The organism is Methanosarcina sediminis, from assembly GCF_052056915.1.
Classification (GTDB): domain Archaea; phylum Halobacteriota; class Methanosarcinia; order Methanosarcinales; family Methanosarcinaceae; genus MTP4.
The window spans coordinates 3,570,280-3,591,025 of the sequence record NZ_CP195119.1 but is presented as its reverse complement, the minus strand read 5'-3'; the positions used below and the strand labels follow the sequence as shown (position 1 = coordinate 3,591,025).

Annotated in this window: 21 protein-coding genes; 13 read left to right on the top strand and 8 right to left on the bottom strand. The window is 45.5% G+C overall.

All coding sequences use genetic code 11. From position 1 onward, the window contains the following. Positions 1 to 26 precede the first annotated feature (26 nt). Positions 27 to 449 carry a type VII toxin-antitoxin system HepT family RNase toxin gene (gene hepT / locus ACSAZK_RS15770; protein WP_440954995.1) on the bottom strand — a complete coding sequence of 141 codons (423 nt, stop codon included), beginning with the start codon at positions 447 to 449 and terminating at the stop codon, positions 27 to 29. Next, the gene (mntA, locus tag ACSAZK_RS15765) at positions 434 to 889 is read right to left on the bottom strand and encodes a type VII toxin-antitoxin system MntA family adenylyltransferase antitoxin (protein WP_440954994.1); all 456 of its coding nucleotides are present in this window, start codon (positions 887 to 889) and stop codon (positions 434 to 436) included. The genes hepT and mntA overlap by 16 nt, the downstream gene beginning before the upstream one ends. A 776-nt stretch (positions 890 to 1,665) precedes the next feature. On the opposite strand from mntA, the gene ACSAZK_RS15760 reads away from it, so the two are divergent. From ACSAZK_RS15760 to ACSAZK_RS15750, 3 genes are all read left to right on the top strand, one after another. After that, positions 1,666 to 2,817, top strand: coding sequence for an AAA family ATPase (locus ACSAZK_RS15760; protein WP_440954993.1), 1,152 nt, complete (start codon positions 1,666 to 1,668; stop codon positions 2,815 to 2,817). A 362-nt stretch (positions 2,818 to 3,179) separates the two neighbouring features. Continuing rightward, positions 3,180 to 4,025: a class I SAM-dependent methyltransferase gene (locus tag ACSAZK_RS15755; protein WP_440954992.1), complete on the top strand. Its 846-nt coding sequence runs from the start codon at positions 3,180 to 3,182 to the stop codon at positions 4,023 to 4,025. Between the two features lie 340 nt (positions 4,026 to 4,365). Continuing rightward, positions 4,366 to 4,902 (top strand): cupredoxin domain-containing protein, encoded by a 537-nt coding sequence (locus ACSAZK_RS15750; RefSeq protein ID WP_440954991.1) that lies wholly within the window; start codon positions 4,366 to 4,368, stop codon positions 4,900 to 4,902. 761 nt (positions 4,903 to 5,663) lie between these two features. Here ACSAZK_RS15750 and ACSAZK_RS15745 read toward each other — a convergent pair. Then, positions 5,664 to 6,848, bottom strand: coding sequence for a tetratricopeptide repeat protein (locus tag ACSAZK_RS15745; RefSeq protein WP_440954990.1), 1,185 nt, complete (start codon positions 6,846 to 6,848; stop codon positions 5,664 to 5,666). Positions 6,849 to 7,051: 203 nt separating this feature from the next. On the opposite strand from ACSAZK_RS15745, the gene ACSAZK_RS15740 reads away from it, so the two are divergent. Then, positions 7,052 to 7,786 carry an HAD family hydrolase gene (locus ACSAZK_RS15740; RefSeq protein WP_440954989.1) on the top strand — a complete coding sequence of 245 codons (735 nt, stop codon included), beginning with the start codon at positions 7,052 to 7,054 and terminating at the stop codon, positions 7,784 to 7,786. 169 nt (positions 7,787 to 7,955) lie between these two features. Here the strand turns inward: ACSAZK_RS15740 and ACSAZK_RS15735 are convergent, their stop codons facing one another. Beyond that, on the bottom strand, positions 7,956 to 8,834 hold the full coding sequence (locus ACSAZK_RS15735; protein ID WP_440954988.1) for a tetratricopeptide repeat protein: 879 nt from the start codon (positions 8,832 to 8,834) through the stop codon (positions 7,956 to 7,958). A 577-nt stretch (positions 8,835 to 9,411) separates the two neighbouring features. Beyond that, a complete protein-coding gene (locus ACSAZK_RS15730; RefSeq protein WP_440954987.1) occupies positions 9,412 to 9,924 on the bottom strand; it encodes a response regulator transcription factor in 513 nt (170 codons plus the stop codon). Between the two features lie 242 nt (positions 9,925 to 10,166). Between ACSAZK_RS15730 and ACSAZK_RS15725 the strand changes: the two genes are divergently transcribed. The 4 genes from ACSAZK_RS15725 (at position 10,167) to ACSAZK_RS15710 (ending at position 13,472) form a co-directional block, all read left to right on the top strand. Then, positions 10,167 to 10,448, top strand: a complete 282-nt coding sequence (locus ACSAZK_RS15725; RefSeq protein ID WP_048179605.1) for a MarR family transcriptional regulator — start codon at positions 10,167 to 10,169, stop codon at positions 10,446 to 10,448. A 628-nt stretch (positions 10,449 to 11,076) separates the two neighbouring features. Next, complete coding sequence (locus ACSAZK_RS15720; protein WP_440954986.1) at positions 11,077 to 12,051, top strand: DUF4198 domain-containing protein; 975 nt, start codon at positions 11,077 to 11,079, stop codon at positions 12,049 to 12,051. A gap of 316 nt (positions 12,052 to 12,367) precedes the next feature. Continuing rightward, complete coding sequence (gene cbiM, locus ACSAZK_RS15715) at positions 12,368 to 13,003, top strand: cobalt transporter CbiM (protein WP_440954985.1); 636 nt, start codon at positions 12,368 to 12,370, stop codon at positions 13,001 to 13,003. Positions 13,004 to 13,007: 4 nt separating this feature from the next. Then, entirely contained in the window at positions 13,008 to 13,472 is a 465-nt protein-coding gene (locus tag ACSAZK_RS15710; protein ID WP_440954984.1) for a carboxypeptidase-like regulatory domain-containing protein, read from the top strand. Between the two features lie 101 nt (positions 13,473 to 13,573). On the opposite strand, the gene trxB is transcribed toward ACSAZK_RS15710, so the two are convergent. After that, on the bottom strand, positions 13,574 to 14,494 hold the full coding sequence (gene trxB / locus ACSAZK_RS15705) for a thioredoxin-disulfide reductase (protein WP_440954983.1): 921 nt from the start codon (positions 14,492 to 14,494) through the stop codon (positions 13,574 to 13,576). Positions 14,495 to 14,696: 202 nt separating this feature from the next. Then, positions 14,697 to 14,939 carry a glutaredoxin family protein gene (locus tag ACSAZK_RS15700; protein WP_440954982.1) on the bottom strand — a complete coding sequence of 81 codons (243 nt, stop codon included), beginning with the start codon at positions 14,937 to 14,939 and terminating at the stop codon, positions 14,697 to 14,699. Positions 14,940 to 15,074: 135 nt separating this feature from the next. Between ACSAZK_RS15700 and dph5 the strand changes: the two genes are divergently transcribed. The 5 genes from dph5 to ACSAZK_RS15675 all read left to right on the top strand — a co-directional run bounded on the left by dph5 (position 15,075) and on the right by ACSAZK_RS15675 (position 19,183). Further along, positions 15,075 to 15,875 carry a diphthine synthase gene (gene dph5 / locus ACSAZK_RS15695; protein WP_440954981.1) on the top strand — a complete coding sequence of 267 codons (801 nt, stop codon included), beginning with the start codon at positions 15,075 to 15,077 and terminating at the stop codon, positions 15,873 to 15,875. A gap of 186 nt (positions 15,876 to 16,061) precedes the next feature. Further along, on the top strand, positions 16,062 to 16,343 hold the full coding sequence (locus tag ACSAZK_RS15690; protein WP_048179625.1) for a DUF357 domain-containing protein: 282 nt from the start codon (positions 16,062 to 16,064) through the stop codon (positions 16,341 to 16,343). A 261-nt stretch (positions 16,344 to 16,604) separates the two neighbouring features. Continuing rightward, positions 16,605 to 16,985 (top strand): DUF555 domain-containing protein, encoded by a 381-nt coding sequence (locus tag ACSAZK_RS15685; RefSeq protein WP_440954980.1) that lies wholly within the window; start codon positions 16,605 to 16,607, stop codon positions 16,983 to 16,985. Positions 16,986 to 17,376: 391 nt separating this feature from the next. Continuing rightward, the gene (locus tag ACSAZK_RS15680; protein WP_440954979.1) at positions 17,377 to 18,273 is read left to right on the top strand and encodes a carbohydrate kinase family protein; all 897 of its coding nucleotides are present in this window, start codon (positions 17,377 to 17,379) and stop codon (positions 18,271 to 18,273) included. A gap of 238 nt (positions 18,274 to 18,511) precedes the next feature. Further along, on the top strand, positions 18,512 to 19,183 hold the full coding sequence (locus tag ACSAZK_RS15675; RefSeq protein WP_440954978.1) for a diphthine--ammonia ligase: 672 nt from the start codon (positions 18,512 to 18,514) through the stop codon (positions 19,181 to 19,183). A gap of 1,166 nt (positions 19,184 to 20,349) precedes the next feature. On the opposite strand, the gene ACSAZK_RS15670 is transcribed toward ACSAZK_RS15675, so the two are convergent. Beyond that, entirely contained in the window at positions 20,350 to 20,745 is a 396-nt protein-coding gene (locus ACSAZK_RS15670) for a 5-(carboxyamino)imidazole ribonucleotide mutase (RefSeq protein WP_440954977.1), read from the bottom strand. Position 20,746: the final 1 nt, after the last annotated feature.

The window sequence follows — 20,746 nt, the reverse complement described above, 5'->3', positions numbered from 1 at the left end:
CAGATGAGTTATGAAAAAATAAAACCTCAACCCTCTTTCCCGGCAAGATACCGGGCAATGTATTCAAGAAAGAGTTCCATGTCTTCAACGCCGTTTTGCAGGTTGTCATAAAGCCTTTCGAGGTCTACCTTTACATACATATGAACAAGCACGTTCCTGAAACCAGCGGCAGGTTCTATTTTTCTGGCAAAGGCTTCGGGAAGGATTCCATGTTCTCCCAGGGTACGGAATATTTCTTTGTAGGCATCAGGGCGTTTTATCCTTTCCATTGAAATAATCATCTCCCCGATATCCAGCATACACTCAAGGGCGATTTGCATGTACCTTTCGACAGCTCCTCTCAGGACGTAGTCATTATCCAGTTCTTCAAGGCTGTGCTGCTGGAGTTCCCTCAAATTATTTATGTACTCTTCAAGCATTTCGAGCTTGTCAATTATTTCCTGTCCCATCTGAACCTGCCCTTTGCCATTCTTTCAAGCGTCATTTTCATGTGCCTTTTAACGTAGTAATCCCGGTCCAGGTACTTCGACATGATCCTGGTTTCGAACAAAACCCTTTTTCGTTCATCGGATTTCAAAATAATTCCGTCACGGATAACGTTGTAGCTGAGGAGCAGGGGAGACTCGTTAAGGACCACGAGGTCTATATTATTTGTTTTAAGGAGGAGTCCCAGTTCCCCGATGAGCTCCATCTGAAGGTCAAAAGCTTCCTTTTCTATAATGTTTTCGTCAAAAAGCACGGCAATGTCAATATCACTCAGCCCGTTAGCCTCCCTCCGGACAACCGAACCGAAAAGATAAGCAACCGTAACACTATCCACGCCGGAGAAAAATTCGCTCAGCTTATGTTCAAGCTCTTCGAGAGCTATTTGTGGAGTAGAGGGCTGCATGTCACCAATCGCTTAGAGTTAATCGCATATAATGAATTGCTCATGAAATTATGCTTACTTCTGTTTATAACTTATTGCAAGCTTTAAGATCTCGCCTGGAATTTAACCTGTCCGTTCCAGCTTGGGCAGCATTAGATCAAAGTGGTGTTCAGGGTTCTATTTTCTGGAGAAGAATGAAGGTTGAAAGTTGTTTTGGCAAAGTGCACTCAAGCGTCCCGCCAACCGCCAAAAAATAAAAAATAAGATTTGAAATGCCGGCCGCACAACTTTTGAGATATTTGACCAGAATACCCAGGTCGTGTTTTTTGATTTATTTTTCAGTAGATGCGGCCCTCAACCGTTCCAGGTTCCCGGCAGCAGCCCCGGTCGCGTAAGCGACCGGCTTTTCCCTGAATAAGATGAAAAAGAAGAAAGAAGCAATTTGTAAGACAGAACAACCCTTGTCTGAAAATCTATTGGAATTGTTAGTTTCAGGTAACTTCGCTTAAGTTCATTCAGCCGACCCGAAACCGCCAAAAAATAAAAAATGAGACATGGAAATTATTCGCCTTTTCACTTTTTCTATGATGCTCTTCAACCATGGCAGTTGTCCCGGGCAGGCCTCGCTTGCGCTCGGAAAAGAACCACGGGAATACGATATTAATGCTGCCCCGGTTCTAATCTCTATACCAAAACGAAAAGTACAAGCGGGTTATCAGGAAAAGTATTTAAGCCACCCATGGCTACTAAATTTGTTAGTAATAAATTTATTAGTAACAAATTTATTAGTGGTCACCATGGCATTCACCTTGAAGCCGGCAAGAGGAGAAGAATTCGTAAACCGGGACGAATTATTAACGGAAATGCTGTCCGAATTGGCAGATTCAAATTCCACTGTAGGGTATGCGCTTTATGGGAAGAGGAGGATCGGAAAGACTTCGGTTTTGAAGGAGGTCCAGAGAAGGCTCGAACCCGAAAAGGGGTGTGTTGCGGTTTATTTTTCAGTCTGGGACCTGATTGACAATTCCGTGGAAGAATTTTGCAGGAACCTGGGCCTGGAAATTATTGATGCTTACAGGCCAGGGCTGGGACTCGGATACCGGGCCCGGGAACTTGTGCAGATGCCTCTTTCCCTGCTGGGAAAAGTCCTTGGGGAGACGAAACTGAGGGTCATCTACAGTGAGTTCGAATTCCTGGTTTCCCGGAAAAAACCTTCCGAAGCCGTCGTTTTACTTGAGCACTGTTTCGGGCTTGCGGAAAAGCTTGCTAAAAGTACCGGGACAAAATGTGTACTCCTGATTGATGAATTTCCCTCCGTCATTGACCTTAAGGTCGAAAACCGGAAAATCGAGGAAGGGATCCTGAAAAAAATCAGGACGATATTCGAGGACTGGGAAAAGACCACGCTCTGCATTTCAGGTTCGGTGCGGAGCACCATGGAGCTGACTGTCCTCTCGGCAAGTTCGCCTTTTTACAGGCAGCTCGTGGTAAAAGAGGTAAAGCCTCTCGGGATCGAACACGTCCGGGTCCTGCTCAGGCAAAACCTCAAAATCCCGGAAAAAAGCGTGGAAGAAATCTACAGCTTTTCGGCAGGAATTCCTTTTTACGTCAACTTCATAGGGAAAATGCTGGAAAGAAAAGGAAAAAGGGACCCTGAATCCGTCCGGGCGATAGAACAGGAATTCCTGGCCGAAGAAGGCAACCTCCTTTTCCGGGAAGAATTCAACTCCCTCAGCCCCAAGGAAAAAGCAATAGTAATAGAAATCTCCCGGAACAGGCACAGACCCGGAGAAATTGCCTCCTCTATCGGGGATAAGGTCTCAAACATCAATACATTCCTCAGTTACCTGATAGATAAAGGCCACATTTTTAGAAAAGAAAAAGGGTTCTATTCCCTGGAAGACCCCGTTTTTGAAAGGTGGATAAGGGAAACTCAGGTCAGTGAATAAGGAAACTTTGAATGAACGCACCCATGTCCCCTGAACTAACAAATTTATTACTAATAAATTTATTAGTCAACAACTTAACATAAAAAATAGTTCATAGTAAAAATAGCTTGCTTCAGTCAGCTTTTAACTTTTTTATACTGCACCTCATTCATTGCATTTGTTCCGGGCTGGCCTCACTTCGTTCGGAAAAAAAACACGGAAATACGGCATTAAACGCAACCCTAATTTTAAGCCCGCTCAGGAAAGACCAGCTACCCACACCCTGAAAAAGTATATATGTTAATACTATTATTATTGTTAATACTTATTTATCATTTTGTAACACCGTGAACTCCGGGATGGAGGCCGGTTGAGGTTGTAACATGGAATCAGAGGCCATTGACTGGAACAAAGTCTGGAAAGATACGCTGGAAAAACAGCTAAAATCAAACAGGAATGTGGATTGTTCGACCATCTGGTACAGTAAGGAAAACGCCAGGCGCTTCTGGAGGATGTTCCAGGATGATAAGGCAAGGGCAATTACCGAAAAGAGGATAGAAGGCATGAAACTCTCCCCCGATTCCAGAGTCCTCGATATAGGAGCCGGGCCAGGGACCCTTGCAATTCCGATTTCACAGCGTGTCGCCCACGTAACCGCCGTAGAGCCTTCGGAAGGCATGGTGAGTGTCATGCGGGACAACATCGATGAGTACGGACTCGAAAACGTCGAATGTGTGCACAAAGACTGGGAAGCCGTTGATGTCGAATCCGACCTTTCCGCTCCCTATGACGTGGTTTTTGCCTCGTATTCCCTGGGTATGAAAGACATACGCGCCTCGGTTCAAAAGATGCTGGACGCTTCCTCGAAGTACGTTTACCTCTACTGGTTTGCAGGGGAAACCTCCTGGGACATGCATTCCCGGAAGCTCTGGCCCCTTCTTCACGGGAGGGAGTACCAATCGGCCCCGAAGTGCGATGTTCTCTACAACGTGCTCTATGACATGGGGATCTACCCGAATGTAAGCGTCTTTCCCTTTGAGCACATCCACAGGTATGCAACCCTTGACGAAGCTGTTGAGGATTTCAAGTCCTACTACAATGCAAGCTCCGATACCCAGGAAACCATCCTCAGGGACTACTTCGAAGGCGTGCTTGAAGAAGATAACGGAGCCCTTATTCAGAGAGGGTGGTCCACAAGGGTAAAGATGTGGTGGGAAAAACCGAACTGAGCAGATAGGGACTGAGCAAATAGGGACCGTGCAGGGCTACTGTATTATCGAGAAGAAATGAAGAAGCAATGAAGAAGCAATGGAGCAACAATGGAGCAACAATGGAGCTCTAACAGAGTTGATAACTTTTTTTGCCTCATAACTTTGGATATATTACTCTTCAGTCATGGCAATCATCTTCCATTTATTCAGGATTTCTACAGAGCCAAAAAAGGAACGACATTCAGAATTTATGCTCAGAAACTGGCAGGAATCGTTATAATATCCAGTGAATAATATATAATCTAATTTTAACAAAATGGGAGTTTAAAAATCGTCTGATTTTTCAGGGGGGAGAACAATGAGAAAAGAACTGGTTATTTTCCTAGTCGTGTTCAGTGTATTCCTGGCAATAGGCTGTGCTGGTGAAAATGGAGAAGAAGCCGAAACTCCAGAAGAAACACCAGCTGAAATGCCAGCTGAGACACCAACCGAAACACCAACCGAAACACCTACCGAAACACCAACCGAGATGCCAGCTGAGATACCAAATGAAACAACAACCGAAATACCAAATGAAACAACAACCGAAATACCAAATGAAACACTAACTGAAACACCAGCCGAAACACCAAGTGAAACAGAGGAAGAAAGCAAAACTGTTGAAGTTATCATAGATGACAATGCCTTTGATCCGGATTCAGTTACCATCTCTTCCGGTGATACAGTGATATGGACAAATAAGGATTCAACCACTCACAGGGTTCATAGTTCAATATTCTCATCCAAAAACCTTAACAAAGGAGACACATTCGAGTTCACGTTTACAGAGCCAGGAACCTATGATTACCGGTGCAAGATTCATCCTGATGAGCAGGGTGTCGTTATAGTGGAGTAAGAAAACTAAAAAAGCATAAAGGCGGACTGGATTTTACAACACCCAGTTTGCCCTGAACTTTCTATTTTTTGAGATATTATTCGGATATTCATGTCACTTTTTTTGATTTGTTGCTCAGTACATGCGGCCCTCACCAGTTCCAGGTTCCCGGCAGCAGCCCCGGTCGCGCCAGCGACCGGCTTTCCCCTGAATAAAATGAAAAAGAAGAAAGAAGTTCAAAGACGAAGCAGCCATTACCTGAAGAGAATAGTACCAAAATTTTAATAATTTGTTTTCACAGTCTCTTCTTTACGAATGATTAAGGTTACTTCGGCTAAGTGCATGCAACCACCCACCAACCGCCAAAAAATAAAAAAAAAGATTTGAAAACCGGCGGTCGTCTAGCACAAAATTAGTCCCTTTTTTTGGCTTTTCACATTGTATTTACTATTCTTCAGTCATGGCAGTCATTTCGGGAAGGCCTCGCTGGCGCTCGGAAAAGAACCACGGGAATACGGCATTAACGCTGTTCCGGTTTTTAAGCCCTCCTGAGCAAAAAAAGTACATAGGTTTACCAGCTGGCAACTCACCTGGATAAATGAGCCCTCGTTTTTAACCCGAATTTCAGAACATACCGAGCCTGTCCATAATAAAATCGTAAACATGAAAGCTGGTACGGGAGCAAAGAGAGAATAAGAAGAAAAGTAAAGGTTAACGGAAGAGTAAAGTCTTCCGACCTCACTTCAAGCTCACCGCAACCTAACTACAACCTAACTACAACCTCACTGAATATTCTCACTAATTCCGGAATACCTGGGATCCAGTTCGACAGCTTTCCGATAAGCTGCATCGGCTTCTTCTGCTCTTTCAAGGTAACTGAGGCAGACGGCTTTCCCGAACCAGGCATCGGCGATCTCCGGGTTGATTTTGAGAACATTGTCATAGATTTCCACAGCTTCTTCAAAGCGTTTAAGTTGAGCGAGCACGAAGCCCAGGCTTGAATAGGCATCGAAATATTCAGGGTTAAGCTCAAGGGCTTTTTTGAAGGCTTCCAGGGCTTCCTCGAATTTCTGCATCTGGCTCAGGGTGAAACCCTTGTTGTACCAGACATCGGCGTTTGTAGGGTTGATTTCAATGGATTTTTCAAAAGCTTCGACTGCCTTTTCATACTCCTCAAGGTTTTCCAGGTCTATGCCAAGGTTGTTCCAGGCATCATCATTCTCAGGATCGAGTTCCAGCGCTTTTTCGTAAGCCTTCATGGCCTGCCTATAGCTCCCTATACTGTCCAGGTCCACGCCCTTGTAGTACCAGGCTTCGGAAAAACCGGGATCTATATCTATTGCCCTGCCATAGGCGATAACGGCTTCGTCATACATTCCCAGCTGTGCAAGGGCAATTCCCTTCCCTACCCATGCTTCCTTGTAATTCGGGTCTTCCTCAAGGACCTTATCAAAAGCTTCAACGGCCTTTTCGTAGGCTCCCATCTGGTTCAGGTTCAGGGCCTTTCCGTACCAGGCATTGGGATAATCAGGCCTGAGTTCGAGAGCTTTTTCGTAGGCTGCAACTGCCTTATCGTATTTTCCAACCTGTGAAAGGGAAAAAGCCATGTTGTTCCACAGGTCCGAGTCGTCGGGGGAAATCTCAACAGCTTTTTCATACAGTTTGAGGGCCTCCTCGTATTTCCCGATTCCTTCGAGTGCTGCAGCCTTGTTGTTCAGGAGGCAGAAATTCTTCGGGTCCAGTTTGATAGCATTGTCAAAAGCAACTATTGCTTCCCTGTACTTCCCCATCTTAACGAGGTCAAGCCCGTACCCGTTCCATTCGGCTGCAACTTCTTCTTCGGAGACATCCTCACCAGCATTTTCCGAATCGTCCAGAACATAGGCCACTTCCTCAAAGGATGCTTCCCCGCTGCCTTCATCGGCATTTCCCTTAAAACTCGTTTCCTTCGCTTCTTCAGAACTCATGCCAAAATTTCCTATAATGTGTTCATTATAAATTCAAATTAGAGGTTTCTGTACCTACCCGGATTCGTTACATACTTAAGTCTATTGCTCGTATCTGTCCTTTGTAATGACCTATACATCTGTACCTTATGGGTTTTATAGGCTCGCTCTGCCTGGAAGCCGGAGCAAGCATACCCGAAAAACGAAGGAATAAACGGAAAAGTATGAACAAAAACCAGACCCTTTTTTTGAGAGCAGTCCTTTTTGATATGGACAATACCCTTTTCGACTTCGTAGCAGCAAAGCTCGTAGCCTGCCGGGAAATCCTTGCCTATCTGGAAAACGGAAACATAAGGAAGGGAGAAGAAGCAAAAATAGAAGCCGAGGGAGAACTTTTCAGGTACTTCCTGAGAGGAGTCCATGGTTTTGAAGATTACGAAAATATAAAGGACTACATGCAGGAAAGGAACCTTTTTACACTCCCTGCCTACAGCAAGTGCTGTGAAATCTACGAGAAGGAAAAACTGGAAAACCTCGAACTCTATCCCGGCGTAAGGGCTACCTTTGACGAACTGGAAAAACTGGACCTGAAACTCGCAGTCATAACGGATGCCGACAGCGCCCATGCCCGGGCAAGGCTCGAAAAAGTCGGGCTCCTTGACTCCTTTGAACTAATGGTTGCCGCAGACATGACAGGTCGAAAAAAACCTGACCCCGAACCTTTCCTTTACGCCCTCCGGGACCTGGGAGTGAAACCCGGGGAAACCCTTGTCGTGGGGGACAACCTCCTGAGAGACATTGCCCCTGCCCGCAAACTCGGCCTGCACACGGCATACGCCGCCTATGGAGACTGGAAAGACTGGAGAAAATCCGGGGAAACCGCTCAAGCCTTCGATTTCCGGCTCAATACCTTCCCGGATCTGCTTCACTGCATCTGCTCCCTGAAAGAGCAGAACTGAACAAAAACCCTTAATGTAAATAAGAAAAGATATTGCCACTAAAAAAGAAAAGATATTGCCGCTGAATCTGAAAAATTCCGGGAAGAAAAATTCCGGAAGAAATCCCCAGATAACGGCGTTTGCATGCTCTGGTTCAAAGCTATTTCGGAGACAGTGTCAAAACAACTTATTAGAGAAGGTCCGAGTATACCGGATTTACGTCTACTGCTTTTTCGTAGGCTTCCATAGCTTTCTGATGCTTCTTGACCCTGTCGTATACTATACCTTTGCCTATCCAGGCTTTGGTAAAGTTCGGGTTGATATCAATAGCTTTTTCGAAGGCTTCAAGGGCCTCTTTGTATTTCTCCAGGTCCCTCAGGGCAATGCCCTTGTTATACCAGAACCTGGCGTTCTCGGGATTTGCTTTGATCTTTTTGTCAAAAATCTCCACGGCTCTTTTAATGTACAGCTTTGATTCGTCATTGTTTCCAAGCCAGCGGAGGGCAACCCCTTTGTTGTAGAGGGCCTTTCCATTCCCGGGGTTCAATTCGATTGCCCGGTTAAAAGCTTCCAGGGCTTCCTCGTAACTTCTTACCTTGCAGAGGCCCATTCCCTTCTTGCACCATTCGCTTGCGCTCATGGCGTTCAGGTCATAGCTCTTCTCATAGAGTTTGATCGCTTTTTCCAGGTCATCCATGGCTTCTTCGTATAACCTCATTTCCCGAAAGGCGACCCCGCGCATGTGCCAGACTTCAGGGTCATCGGGAGCGATTTCCACAGCCTTGTTATACGCATCAAGAGCCTCTTCATACTGCATCAGGTCGTAAAGCAACTCAGCTTTGCAGTACCAGGTTTTAGCATCCACGGGATTGATCTCAAGGGCTTTGTTCATTGCCTCAAGGGCCAAATCATGCTTCATCATGCATTTCAGAACCATTCCCTTGCTGAACCAGATTTTTGCATTATCAGGGCTAATTTCAATAGCTTTGTTGTAAGCATCCAGGGCTTCTTTAAACCTTTTAAGTTCCTGGAATGCAACGCCTTTATTGTACCAGTCATTGGACGTCATAATCTTTTTCCAGATCTTTTTTAGGGTATTTCCACCTTTTTAACCACTATCCCTGAACAACAATATTATATGCATTCAGAGCATTAAAGCCGTTTTGTATTTGAAATCCTTATCCAAAATAAGGACCTATATACAGTTACGCGTAATACTTTACACTCTGTTCTGTTTTAAACATTTTGAAATTTTCACAGACAGTAATTATTTAAAAATAGAGTTTTGAAAACTGAAGCTATATTTTTAAAAAAAGAAGGTAATTTTGGAGCAAGTCCAAAAAATTATCCCGCCTGATTTTCCTTCTATTTTCAGCAGCGGGTTTTCACATATATAAACCCATCCCCTGGAAGGAAGTGTTCCAGGCTCTTATGCCACCCCCCTGGAAAAACATGTGTAATTCCAGTTTCAAACACGCAATCTCCCGTTTACTTTTCCTGAAAACTTTTCAAGACCGTTAACCCGGCTTGCTTTTCCCGGAATATTTACTCAGCCGTTTTTCCAGAATCCGGAAGTCCGGCAATAAATGGAACAGGCAAAATCTGCTTATATTCCCATCCGAAGCCGGGCTCCCAGGACCTTCTTTTCAGGCCCAGTTCCGCCGCAGGATCATCCTTATCCGGGCTTTCAGCTCCAGGGGATTAACAGGTTTCACAATGAAGTCCTCAGCTCCGGTTTCGAAACCCTCTATTCTAACACCCGGCTCGTCCTTTGAGCTGAGCAGCATCACCGGCACATGCCTACACAGGGGGTCACTCTTTAACTGCTTGCAGACTTCAAACCCGTCAATTCCCGGAAGCATCAGGTCGAGCAGGACAAGGTCCGGCCTCTGGGATTTAACCGCCTCAAGAGCAGTAAAACCATCCGAAGCTCCGGCCAGACTGTAATTCTCAGCCTCAAGCACCTTCGAAAGAGATGTCAGGGCTTCCGGATCATCATCAGCTATCAGGATCTTCTCGCGCGTGTCCTGAAAGCTTGTAATCCGGGCTTTTACCAGTTCCTCGGGAACCGAAAGGTTGTCTGCAATTACGCTGTCACTGATTTCAGGATGCTCTTCAATTAATTTCAAAATTTCCAAATCGAGATTTCTCTCAGTCATACCCACCACACTCCTTTCTTTATACATTTTATTAGGTATTAAACATTTCTCAAATATTTAAACTAACAACAAAGAACCGGAGATTTCCGGGGAAACATAATAGAATTTCCCAAATATTTAGAGGATTTCATATCAATCGCCAGACTTAATCAATAAGGAGATACCTTTATAATCATAAAGGATGACTTAATATCGGAAAGGAAAATTAAATTCCAATAACAGCCACCTCTGAGATGATATTAATGGACACACTAGAAAAAATATTTGGAAAAACTGCACAGATGACAGTACTTAAAAACCTGATCGGACACCAGAATGAATCAACCTACCTTTCCGGGATTGCAGAAGAAACCGGCCTGTCTCACTCAAGCGTTTCAAGGGTTATAACCCCCCTGATCGAAACAGGCATCGTAATAGAAAAACCCCTCGGAAAGCAGATCCGGACCTTCCAGTTAGATATGGAAAACGAGGCAACTCAGCTAATCATTGACTTCTATAGTAAGATCAACCAGATGGTAGAGTAAGCCCCGGACAATCCGGAAAGCAAGGATAAAGTATAGACATAAAATAGAGACCGAAAAAGAGTTCCTTTCTCTCTTTTTCATTTTACTTTATTTTTACCAAACTCTGAGCCTGTAAGTTCCGGAGTTTCGAGAATCTTTAGTATTCTAGCTTAATCGAATCATTCACCAGATTCTTTTTCTAATTCTGTTTCGATTCTTGATCTATCCTTGATCTATCCTTGATCTATCCTTGATCTATCCTTGATCTATCCTTGATCTATCCTTGATCTATCCTTGATCTATCCTTGATCTATCCTTTCATCACTTTCGAGACCATTATTTTCGAGGAAATCCATTTCCAGACTGGCTGAAACCTTTTTCGATATTTTTAAAACATATTTCCCGGATTTTTGAATTCGACCTCACGAGAAAAAAAAGTAATACATCTGGACCATCTGCGCGGAACGAACTCCATATAATACATTATGATAAGCAGAATTTTGTTAGAAGCCAGCACACATTTGAAAATATTCGAAATGATAAATAATATTAAATACACTTTTGATATCACAAAATATCACAAAATTTAAGATATATGTTACCAATCTAGGGTTATCTCATTAATAGAAAATATAGGAGTTGTAGAGTCATGAAAAATGCATTAAAGTACCTCTTTATTATCGGGCTTATTCTCTGCTCGGCGGGGATGGCAAGTGCACACTTTACCATGATCTTCCCGAGTGACGATGAAGCCAGTGTTTTCGATGTAACCCCCAAAGATTTCATAGCAGATCTGGGCGAAGAAAAAACCGTTTACATAATCTGGGGACACCCCTACGAACACATCCTCTTTGACCTGGACCCTGCCCCCACGGTAAGTATTTACAAGCCAGACGGAAGCGTCGAGGAACTTGAAGTAAGCAAGATAAGCGTCCCGGGCCAGGACGAGGAAGGCAACGATGGGGAATTCGTAGCCTATAAAGCTTCTTTTATCGTTGACCAGATGGGCGACACCATTGTGGCTGTCAGGTACGTCTCCGAAGGAGAGGAACTTATTGACTACACCAAGGCAGTTATCCACTGCGGGGAAGAAGTCTGGGAAGGCTGGGACGCTGCAGTTGGACAGAAGACCGAACTGGTCCCCTATGTGAGGCCCTACGGCATGGAAGAAGGTTTCGTCTTCTCAGGAAAAGCCCTGTATGAAGGAGAAGCTCTCGCAGACTCCATAGTGGAAGTCGAAAAATACCACACCCTCGAAGCAGGCAGGGAAATTGTCGAGGATGCCGAAGCTCTCTTCCCCTACGACGCCCCCATGGTCTTCACCAGGCAGGTCAAGTCCAACGCCGACGGGTACTTTGCATACACCCTTGATGAACCGGGAATCTGGTACGTGGGCGCAACAAAGGAAAATGAAGGAGAATACAGCGTAAGAGGCGTACTGGAAGTGCCTGTCCTGGAAGCCTTCCCGATCGAAGAGACCCCTGTCGAGACTGTCATTCTCTCGGAAGAAGGAGCTGAAGCCGAAGAAGAAGAAGGCGAGGAAAGCACAAGCGCCCCTGGCTTTGGAGCTATCTTTGCCGTAGGCGGAATGCTTGCAGTCCTCTTCCTCACAAGGAGAAAGTAAAGGAAAAAATCGAAAAATTTTAATAATTATCTCTGAAAATCTCTCTAAAAACGAATTGAAAAACATCTAAAAACGAGGGGGCTAACCCCCATTATTTTTTAATTCATTTATACGATAATTGTCCAATATTTATTTGATCGTTAGATATGGTCATTTTCGAGTCTTATTCGAGCCTTATGATAAAGATTAATGGGTAGAAGAATGGCCGGATTTGTATCCGAAAAATACAAAAAATAGGAAAAATCTGGAAAAATTAGAGCTTAAAAAATAATCATCTCAAGAAATAATTATCTTAAAAAAAATGAAGGGTTGAAAAATGCACATATCGGATGGAGTGCTACCAACTTCAGTTGTTGCGGCCGGATGGGTAATAACACTAATTTTGCTTGCGGTAACCCTTGGCCTGAGCAGGAAACAGGGAAATATTTCAGAACAGGTCCCTAAACTATCGGTTATCACCGGGGCCTTTTTCGTGGCATCCCTGGTCCATATTCCCGTACCCCCCACAAGTGTCCACCTGATCCTGAACGGGCTTGTTGGAGTCGTGCTGGGGGTTCTGGCTTTTCCCTCGATCTTTGTGGGGCTCACCCTGCAGGCCATACTCTTCCAGCACGGAGGAATTACCACAATCGGAATTAATACTGTGAACATGGGCGTTCCGGCTCTCCTGGCCTATGCCGTCTTCAGGACAGGTGTCGGGAAAGTAAAGACTAACAGAGGGGTGTCCGAAGGCTTATTCGGAGCTCTTGCCGGAGGACTTGCCGTAATCATTAATATCGTGTTTCTCTCCATCACCCTCCTTAGTTCTGGAGAAGCTTTCACCGAAGTTGCAAAATTTGCAGCACTGACTCATGTTCCGATTATAATTATCGAAGCAGTGATTACCGGGGCTGTTGTAAGTTATCTTTCAAAGGTCAAGCCTGAACTGCTCCCCCTGAACACGGAGGTCTGAAAAAATGACAGGAACTCAGAAGAAAATTAGAAGTTTTGGAATTCTAGCCCTCACACTCATCCTCTGCCTGGCGCTTACTCCTGCAGCATCCGCCCACAGGGTACACGTAATGGGCCAGGTTGACAGTATACAGGTAAAAGCCTGGTACGGCGGAGGCGACCCTATGGTGGACGCTGACGTGGAAATCTACACGATAAGGAACGAAGAGGAAGAACTGTACCTTACTGGCAGCACCGACGAAGAAGGGCTCTTTTACTTCACCCCCAAACTGGGGGTCTCGGAATACAAAGTGGTTGCAAGCGCCGAAGGAGGACACAGGGGAGAAGAAATCATAAACCTGGAAAGCGGAGTTGCCCCGGAAGAAGATGAACTCCCACTCTTCATAAGGGTATTCGCAGGCTTCGGTTACCTGACAGGACTTGCAGGAATCGGAATGATCAGCAGCGCCCGGAAAAAACAGAAAGCCTGATTGGGTATAAAGCGCAAACAAAAGCCTGCCTCTAAAGCAGCCTGAGAGTAAAACAGGGTAGCCTGAAAAAATAAGATGTGAGGGAGCGGAGCTTAAAAAGACTACTTTTCAAGCCCCTGAATATACTCATTTGCAGCCGTAGCAGCCACCGCCCCGTCGCTTACGGCTGTCACTAGCTGCCAGATAGGAGTGTCCCGGCAGTCTCCTATAGCATAGATTCCTTTCTCCGAACTTTCCATCCAGCGGCCTGTTTTGATGAAACCATTTGAATCCTTTTCTACATCCACGATTTCGGTGTTCGGGTGGATGCCGATGTAGATGAAAACGCCGTTTGTGGGAAGTTCCCTTTTCTCCCCGGTTTTTACGTTTTCCAGAACGACTTTCTCCACTTTCCGGATTTCGGTTCCGGTTCCCACGATTTCCCGGACAAGGGAGTCCCAGATGAACTCAATGTTTGCCGCCGCAAAAGCCCGGTCCTGGAGGACTTTTACAGCCTTCAGTTCGTCCCGGCGGTGGACGACATAAACTTTTTCCACGAGCTTAGAGAGGATCAGGGCATCCGTAAGGGCGGAATCCCCCCCTCCAACCACAACCACGGTTTTATTCCTGAAAAAAGGCCCGTCACAGGTGGCACAGTAGGAAACTCCTTTGGCAATCAGTTCCTCTTCCCCGGGCACGCCCAGGTGTTTCGGGTTGGCCCCGGTAGCAATGATCACGGCTTTTGCCTCAAGGTCCCCGCTGTCTGTCGAGACAAGCTTTTTCCCTCCTTCGGAACGGACCGTCAGGACATCCGTGATTTTAGTCTCCACACCGACTGCAAGAGCATGTTCTTTGTACTTTTCCATCAATTCAAAGCCCGTGATAGAAGGAAAACCGGGATAATTTTCCACAACATCAGTAAGGGCAATCTGCCCGCTGATTTCACTTCTTTCCAGGACGAGCGTCTCCAACCCGAACCTCACGCCATAAATTCCCGCAGTAAGCCCTGCAGGCCCTCCTCCGACAATAATCAGATCGTACATGTTTACCCCATAAAAAAATAAATGAAAGCTTGGCCGATAAAACGCTAGCCCATGAAACGCTAGCCCATGAAATGTTAAGGTGACTAAGGCGATTGAACCAGCTAATGAAATGTTAAGGTGATACGGTGATACAAGGTGACTAAAGCGATTGAACCAGCTAATGAAATGTTAAGGTGATACAGGAACATTCGATACAGGATATTCAGGTAATGCGGGCGATAGCCTCGGCTTTTTTAGGAAGTCCTGCAAAAGCAAGTTCCCCATCGATAATGGTTGCGGGAATTCCAACTATACCGAATTTCTCGACCAGTTCTTCTCCCTCGGGCGTTTCCACATCTATTTCCTCGTACTCAAAATCGTATTCTGATTTCAGATCGTTCCAGAGCCTGCGCGCGGATGGGCAGACCGTACACCAGCTGGCGTGTATAAGCGTGACTTTGACCATTTAAAGAGCTCCCTGGAAAATTTCAGGCTTAACCTCATTTCTATTATTAATTTCCAGATATTTATACGTTGAGCGCGGGCTAGAAACCCGCTGACGCCAAAAAGCTTTAAGCAAATAAGCCCCCTAAAAGCGGCTATGCTCACATTCATAGGGCTGGGCCTCTTTGACGAACATGACATTTCTTTAAAAGGGCTTGAAGCTGTCAGGGCAGCCGACCTGGTCTACGCGGAGTTTTACACCTCCTACCTTATGGGCACAACTCCTGAAAAAATGGAGGAACTCTACGGAAAGGAAGTCCGCCTGCTCTCAAGGGAAGATGTGGAACAGCAGCCGGACTGGCTGGAGGAAGCAAAAACAAAAAACGTGGTCTTTCTGACAGGCGGGGACACCATGGTCTCCACGACCCACGTTGACCTGCGCCTGAGGGCAAAAAAGCTGGGCATAGAAACCCGCCTGGTCCATGGGGCTTCCATTACCTCCGCAGTCTCAGGGCTGACCGGACTCCAGAACTACCGCTTCGGGAAATCCGTAAGCATACCCCACCCGTATGAAAGCAAGCGGGGGGTCCTGGTCATTACCGAAACCCCCTACGATACCTTAAAGCAGAACTCCGAACTGGGGCTGCACACCCTTGTCTTCCTGGATATCGATAAGGACAAAGGCTATATGACCGTAAACAGAGCCCTGGAACTCCTGCTCGAGGTGGAAAAAAGGAGAGGTGAAGGTTTAATGACCCGGGCCGTTGCCGTGGGGATCGCCAGGGCAGGCTCAAAACAGCCTGTAGTAAAGGCAGACTATGCGGAAGAGCTCAAAAATTTCGATTTCGGAAAACCCCTCCACATCCTTGTCATTCCCGGCAAGCTGCACTTCCTCGAAGCCGAAGCCCTTGTGGAACTCGCAGGTGGACCCGGGGCAATCCTGGAAGAAGCCGAATAAGGAAAAGATTAAGTAAGGAAAGATCGAGCAAGGAAAGATCGAGTAAGGAAAAGCTAGTAAGGAAAAGCTAGTAAGGAAAAGCTAGTAAGGAAAAGCTAGTAAGGAAAAGCTAGTAAGGAAAAGCTAGTAAGGAAAAGCTAGTAAGGAAAAGCAAGTGAAAGAAAACGATCCTCAGAGGTAGTCCTGATGCCTGCGGATTTGAACGAGAAGGTCAACAGATACGAAAATATGCTAAAAAGAGCGCTTCAGAAAGCAAAATATGCCCCAATCCCCGAATCCCACATGTACTCCGTGGCCGAGGACTATCACACAATGGCAGAAGCTTACTACAAAGACGGACTCTATTTCCTGGAAAACGGGGACCCCGTAAACGCCCTTGCCTCCTTCAGCTATGGGCATGCCTGGCTTGATGCGGGAGCGAAACTTGGGGTCTTTGCTGTGGATGATGAAACACTCTTCACCATATAAACGAGCTAAACGAGCAAAACAGATCTCCGGATAAAGAGGCAAATTAAAGCCTGGGTATAAAACCTGGTAAAAAAGAAAACTTCCCCAACAGTAATAACTTTTGTGAAACAGAAATAATTATATCCTTTACCCTATTCTTTAGGTTCTGCAGGAATATTTCCCTGGATTCAGGATATTTTTGGACAGAAATTATTGAAGAGAAAACATTTAAAGAGAAATTTTATAAGAAAAACGTTTAAACGGATAATTACGGTGACATTAATGAAGAACTTTCATGTGGTACTTGAAGCAGCTTGGTTGGTTAGAGATGTAAAAACGGCTGATGACGCAATCGGGGTTGCGATTTCAGAAGCTGGAAAGCGCCTGAACCCCAAACTGGATTTTGTAGAGGTCGACGTGGGAACCACCTACTGCCCAGCATGTAACGAGCCTTTCGGCAGTGTATTCATAGCGGCAAACACCGCCCTCGTTGGACTTGTTTTTGAGATGAAGGTATTTGACGCAGAATCTGCGGAACATGCAGAAAGGATTGCAAAGTCCGTGATCGGAAAGTCTCTCAGAGACATCCCCCTGAACGTAGTCGAAGTTACGGAATTCGAAAGGTCCTCAGAAAAGGAAGAAATGCCGAAAAAGCAGGCTTGAAATAATTCATTCTCCGGAAACCCGCATACTGAGTAGAGATAAACAGCCAGCATACAGCTGGCTCTGCACTTGCTCCGGCACAGGTTTCCGAGGATTTAAAACTTAAGACCGGGCATTAATTAGCAGAGAGTCTTAGTGAGATTAAGCTAATTAAAACTTAGTAACTAAACTTAGCAATTAAGCTAAGTAACCAAACAGGGAATTAAGCTAATTAATTAAATGTAGTTAAACTTAGCAATTAAGCTAAGTAACAAAACTTAGTAACTAAGCTAAGTAATTTTTATCTTTTAAGGAATGTATGCTTTATTCCCTGCAATTCACCTTTTGAGATTTAGCCGGGCAAAAAAAGAAGGGGTGGCGCCCATAACCCACTTAAAATGAGGACAGCTACATGGATAGAGTGATTTCCGTGGTCGGGCACACTGCCCTGGACTACATCGTAGACGTTGAAAGGATAGCAGGAAAAAACGAGTCATCTCCGGTTACAGATTACGAGGAACACCCCGGAGGAGGGGCTGCTAACATCGCGGTCGCCATTGCAAGGCTTGGGGGAAAATGCCAGCTCATCTCCCCGGTTGGAGCGGATTTTGAAAGTTCGGGATACGAAAAGCACCTGAAAGACGCCGGCGTTGACCTCTCACACCTCTATCGGCTCGAGAACCAGAAGCTGTCCAAAGCCTTCATTTTCAACGACAGGGAAGACGACCAGGCTACCTACTTTTACTGGGGAGCTTCCTCGAAATTCAAGGAACTCGAACCCGGACCCGTGGATTTCGTACACCTTGCGACAGCAGATTCCGTCTATAACGCGAAAATGGCAAAAATCGCAGGTTTCGTTTCCTTTGACCCCGGACAGGACCTGGTCACCTATTCTAAAGAAAACCTGGAAACTATCCTCGCAAATACCGATATCCTCTTTGCAAACCGGCATGAGATCAAAAGAGTCTCCGAGATGACCGGAAAAAGCTTCTCCGAACTCAAAAACATGATCGCTACCATCGTGATCACCTATGATGCAGAGGGCAGCCGCATCTATACCGAAGCCGAAGAATACCCGGTTCCGGTCGTCCCCGTTACGGCCCTGGACCCCACAGGAGCTGGAGATGCCTACAGGGCAGGGTTCCTGCTTGCCTACACCAGGGGATATCAGCTACCCACCTGCGGAAAAATAGGGGCAACCGTGGCATCCTATGCCGTGGAGACCCGGGGCCCCCAGACCGAACTCCCAACCTGGGAAAAAATGCAGGCCCGCTACGAAGCCCATTTCGGGAAACTGGAAAAAACCTGAAAAAGCCAAATCTGAAAAACAGCCACCTAAAAGGACCCCTTAAAAATCGCTTTAAAGGACCCTTAAAAAACTTAAAAAAACCCTTCTAAACACGTATATATAATTTCAAAGGACTTATCAAAGCCCCCTTAAGAAGAGGGACCTTATAAAGGTCCAACGGACACAACTCAAAAAATAGAATTATTAATCGAATTATTAATACAAAGAATATAATGAAAAAAATAAAATGGGGATGCAGATGAAATTCGCAGCACTGGTTTCCGGTGGCAAGGACTCGATCTTCGCCATTCAAAAAGCTCTCGAAGCAGGGCATGAGGTCACCGACCTCATAAATATCATCCCTGCCAGGGACGACTCCTATATGTACCATTCCATCAACCTGCACATGGTGGAACTTATCTCCGAAGCCTCCGAAATTCCGCTCATCCAGCAGGAGTCCAGTGGGATAAAAGAGCTTGAACTCGACGATCTTACCCTTGCCCTGAAGAAAGTTGACGTTGATGGAGTAACCGTCGGCGCCATCGAGTCCCAGTACCAGGCAAACAGGGTGCAGAAGATCTGCGACTCCCTGGGCCTTGAGGTCTACTCCCCCCTCTGGCACCGGGACCCTGAAGAACTGCTCCAGGAAATGGCCAAAGTGCTTGACGTTCGGATTGTCCGGGTCGCAGCCGACGGGATGGACGAGTCCTGGCTGGGCAGGCCGATAAACAGCACCTCCATCGAACAGCTTAAAGCCCTGAACCGCAGGCGCATGGTCCACATGGCGGGGGAAGGCGGAGAATACGAAACCGTCGTCCTGGACGCCCCCTTCTACAAAAAGCGCATCGAAATCGTAAGAAGCGAAATCGAATGGCTGGGAGACCAGGGAACCCTGAACATCATTGAAGCAAAACTTGTCGACAAGACCTGATTTCAATCATCCCTTCCAGAAGCCCGGAAACCCCCGGGTCAAACCCCAAATCTACGCCCGGGTTCTTCTAAATATTCGCTTCCGAGACACATGCCCTGCACCCTAAGAAGCCCCAGGAAGGTGTTTTATGACGAAAAACGAAAGTACCCCTATTTTTGATTTAAACCCGGATACGTCCCCCATATGATTCAAACCTTCACATAATTCAGATCCTTCACATTATTTCTACGGAAAAAGCCCCTGTTTAGCTCTGCGTCCTTTCATCAGCAGCATAAAAACACCTGAGAGCCATTTAAGCCTGCCTTTTTCTGGCTAACAGCACCCTCTCCGCCAACTTTACACAATATAACAGTAAATATATATAATATAGAAACATATATTAATATGGCATCTGAGAAGTCTGAATTCCGCCAGATACCCCTTCTCCAGAATATCTTCCTGATCAGATGCCTGTTCAGACCACATTCTTTCACCTATTTTTTCAATTTTTTATTTTATTCAAGCCATAAGCTTCGATTTTGGAAGAACTGAAATTTCCAGCTTTTGTATCCTCCGATTTACAGCTTTGAGGATTTACGGGCTCCAGCTTTGAGGATTTCAAATTCAATATTTCATCAATAAGCCTATACCGGCATAATTCAGGACCTAACTTCTCAAAGTGAGAAGATCTTATTAAAAAAATAAAAGTACTGCAAAAAATAGCAGAGATGTGGCAGTATAAGCCTGTTTATATATATTGTAAGCGATAATTTATAAGTAGGGCATCTGAGAAAAATCTTTTCTCGTTGTAAATCTCAACCAACTCTTTACCCCCCTATTCCCACCCACTACTTCCAAAATTCAGATGCCCACCCCCCAAAATCCATTCTAACAAAGCTCTATTTCTAACAAAGCTCTATTTCTAACAAAGCTCTATTTCTAACAAAGCTCTATTTCTAACAAAGCTCTATTTCTAACAAAGCTCTATTTCTAACAAAGCTCTATTTCTAACAAAGCTCTATATCTAACAAAGCTCTATTTCTAACAAAGCTCTATATCTAACAGATTTTGCGTCCATCAAATCCTGTTTTCAACATATCCTGTATTCAACAAATCCTGTTTTCAACAAAAAAGGGAAAATGAATGAGAAGAAATGGAATATTTGCAGGTTCAGAATCCGTGTCAAATTATTCCTTTTTCGTCAAATCGAGGATCCTTAAGGCAAGGTGCGCGCCGTTTGCCCCGTTATCGACTCCCACACTTGCTACAGGCACCCCTGGAGGCATCTGGGCTATGGAGAGAAGGGCATCAAGACCCCCAAGCTTTGCGCTTACGGGGACACCTATGACCGGCTTTTTGGTTTTAGAAGCAACGACCCCTGGGAGGGCAGCCGATAAGCCTGCTATGGTGATAAAGACCTTTGCATCTGAGCCCACAACGTATCTGTCAAGCTCATCCGGGTTACGGTGGGCGGAAATTACCCTTACTTCGTATGTGTAATCGCTTTTTTCAAGAACCGAAATCGCACGGTTGGCGATTGCCCGGTCAGATTCAGAACCCATTATCAGTGAAATGTCTGCCATT

What these genes read in the sequence shown, in the direction of transcription:
- hepT (WP_440954995.1), bottom strand. Translation starts at nt 449, where the DNA reads ATGGGACAGGAAATAATTGACAAGCTCGAAATGCTTGAAGAGTACATA.
- mntA (WP_440954994.1), bottom strand. Translation starts at nt 889, where the DNA reads ATGCAGCCCTCTACTCCACAAATAGCTCTCGAAGAGCTTGAACATAAG.
- ACSAZK_RS15760 (WP_440954993.1), top strand. Translation starts at nt 1,666, where the DNA reads ATGGCATTCACCTTGAAGCCGGCAAGAGGAGAAGAATTCGTAAACCGG.
- ACSAZK_RS15755 (WP_440954992.1), top strand. Translation starts at nt 3,180, where the DNA reads ATGGAATCAGAGGCCATTGACTGGAACAAAGTCTGGAAAGATACGCTG.
- ACSAZK_RS15750 (WP_440954991.1), top strand. Translation starts at nt 4,366, where the DNA reads ATGAGAAAAGAACTGGTTATTTTCCTAGTCGTGTTCAGTGTATTCCTG.
- ACSAZK_RS15745 (WP_440954990.1), bottom strand. Translation starts at nt 6,848, where the DNA reads ATGAGTTCTGAAGAAGCGAAGGAAACGAGTTTTAAGGGAAATGCCGAT.
- ACSAZK_RS15740 (WP_440954989.1), top strand. Translation starts at nt 7,052, where the DNA reads ATGAACAAAAACCAGACCCTTTTTTTGAGAGCAGTCCTTTTTGATATG.
- ACSAZK_RS15735 (WP_440954988.1), bottom strand. Translation starts at nt 8,834, where the DNA reads ATGACGTCCAATGACTGGTACAATAAAGGCGTTGCATTCCAGGAACTT.
- ACSAZK_RS15730 (WP_440954987.1), bottom strand. Translation starts at nt 9,924, where the DNA reads ATGACTGAGAGAAATCTCGATTTGGAAATTTTGAAATTAATTGAAGAG.
- ACSAZK_RS15725 (WP_048179605.1), top strand. Translation starts at nt 10,167, where the DNA reads ATGGACACACTAGAAAAAATATTTGGAAAAACTGCACAGATGACAGTA.
- ACSAZK_RS15720 (WP_440954986.1), top strand. Translation starts at nt 11,077, where the DNA reads ATGAAAAATGCATTAAAGTACCTCTTTATTATCGGGCTTATTCTCTGC.
- cbiM (WP_440954985.1), top strand. Translation starts at nt 12,368, where the DNA reads ATGCACATATCGGATGGAGTGCTACCAACTTCAGTTGTTGCGGCCGGA.
- ACSAZK_RS15710 (WP_440954984.1), top strand. Translation starts at nt 13,008, where the DNA reads ATGACAGGAACTCAGAAGAAAATTAGAAGTTTTGGAATTCTAGCCCTC.
- trxB (WP_440954983.1), bottom strand. Translation starts at nt 14,494, where the DNA reads ATGTACGATCTGATTATTGTCGGAGGAGGGCCTGCAGGGCTTACTGCG.
- ACSAZK_RS15700 (WP_440954982.1), bottom strand. Translation starts at nt 14,939, where the DNA reads ATGGTCAAAGTCACGCTTATACACGCCAGCTGGTGTACGGTCTGCCCA.
- dph5 (WP_440954981.1), top strand. Translation starts at nt 15,075, where the DNA reads ATGCTCACATTCATAGGGCTGGGCCTCTTTGACGAACATGACATTTCT.
- ACSAZK_RS15690 (WP_048179625.1), top strand. Translation starts at nt 16,062, where the DNA reads ATGCCTGCGGATTTGAACGAGAAGGTCAACAGATACGAAAATATGCTA.
- ACSAZK_RS15685 (WP_440954980.1), top strand. Translation starts at nt 16,605, where the DNA reads ATGAAGAACTTTCATGTGGTACTTGAAGCAGCTTGGTTGGTTAGAGAT.
- ACSAZK_RS15680 (WP_440954979.1), top strand. Translation starts at nt 17,377, where the DNA reads ATGGATAGAGTGATTTCCGTGGTCGGGCACACTGCCCTGGACTACATC.
- ACSAZK_RS15675 (WP_440954978.1), top strand. Translation starts at nt 18,512, where the DNA reads ATGAAATTCGCAGCACTGGTTTCCGGTGGCAAGGACTCGATCTTCGCC.
- ACSAZK_RS15670 (WP_440954977.1), bottom strand. Translation starts at nt 20,745, where the DNA reads ATGGCAGACATTTCACTGATAATGGGTTCTGAATCTGACCGGGCAATC.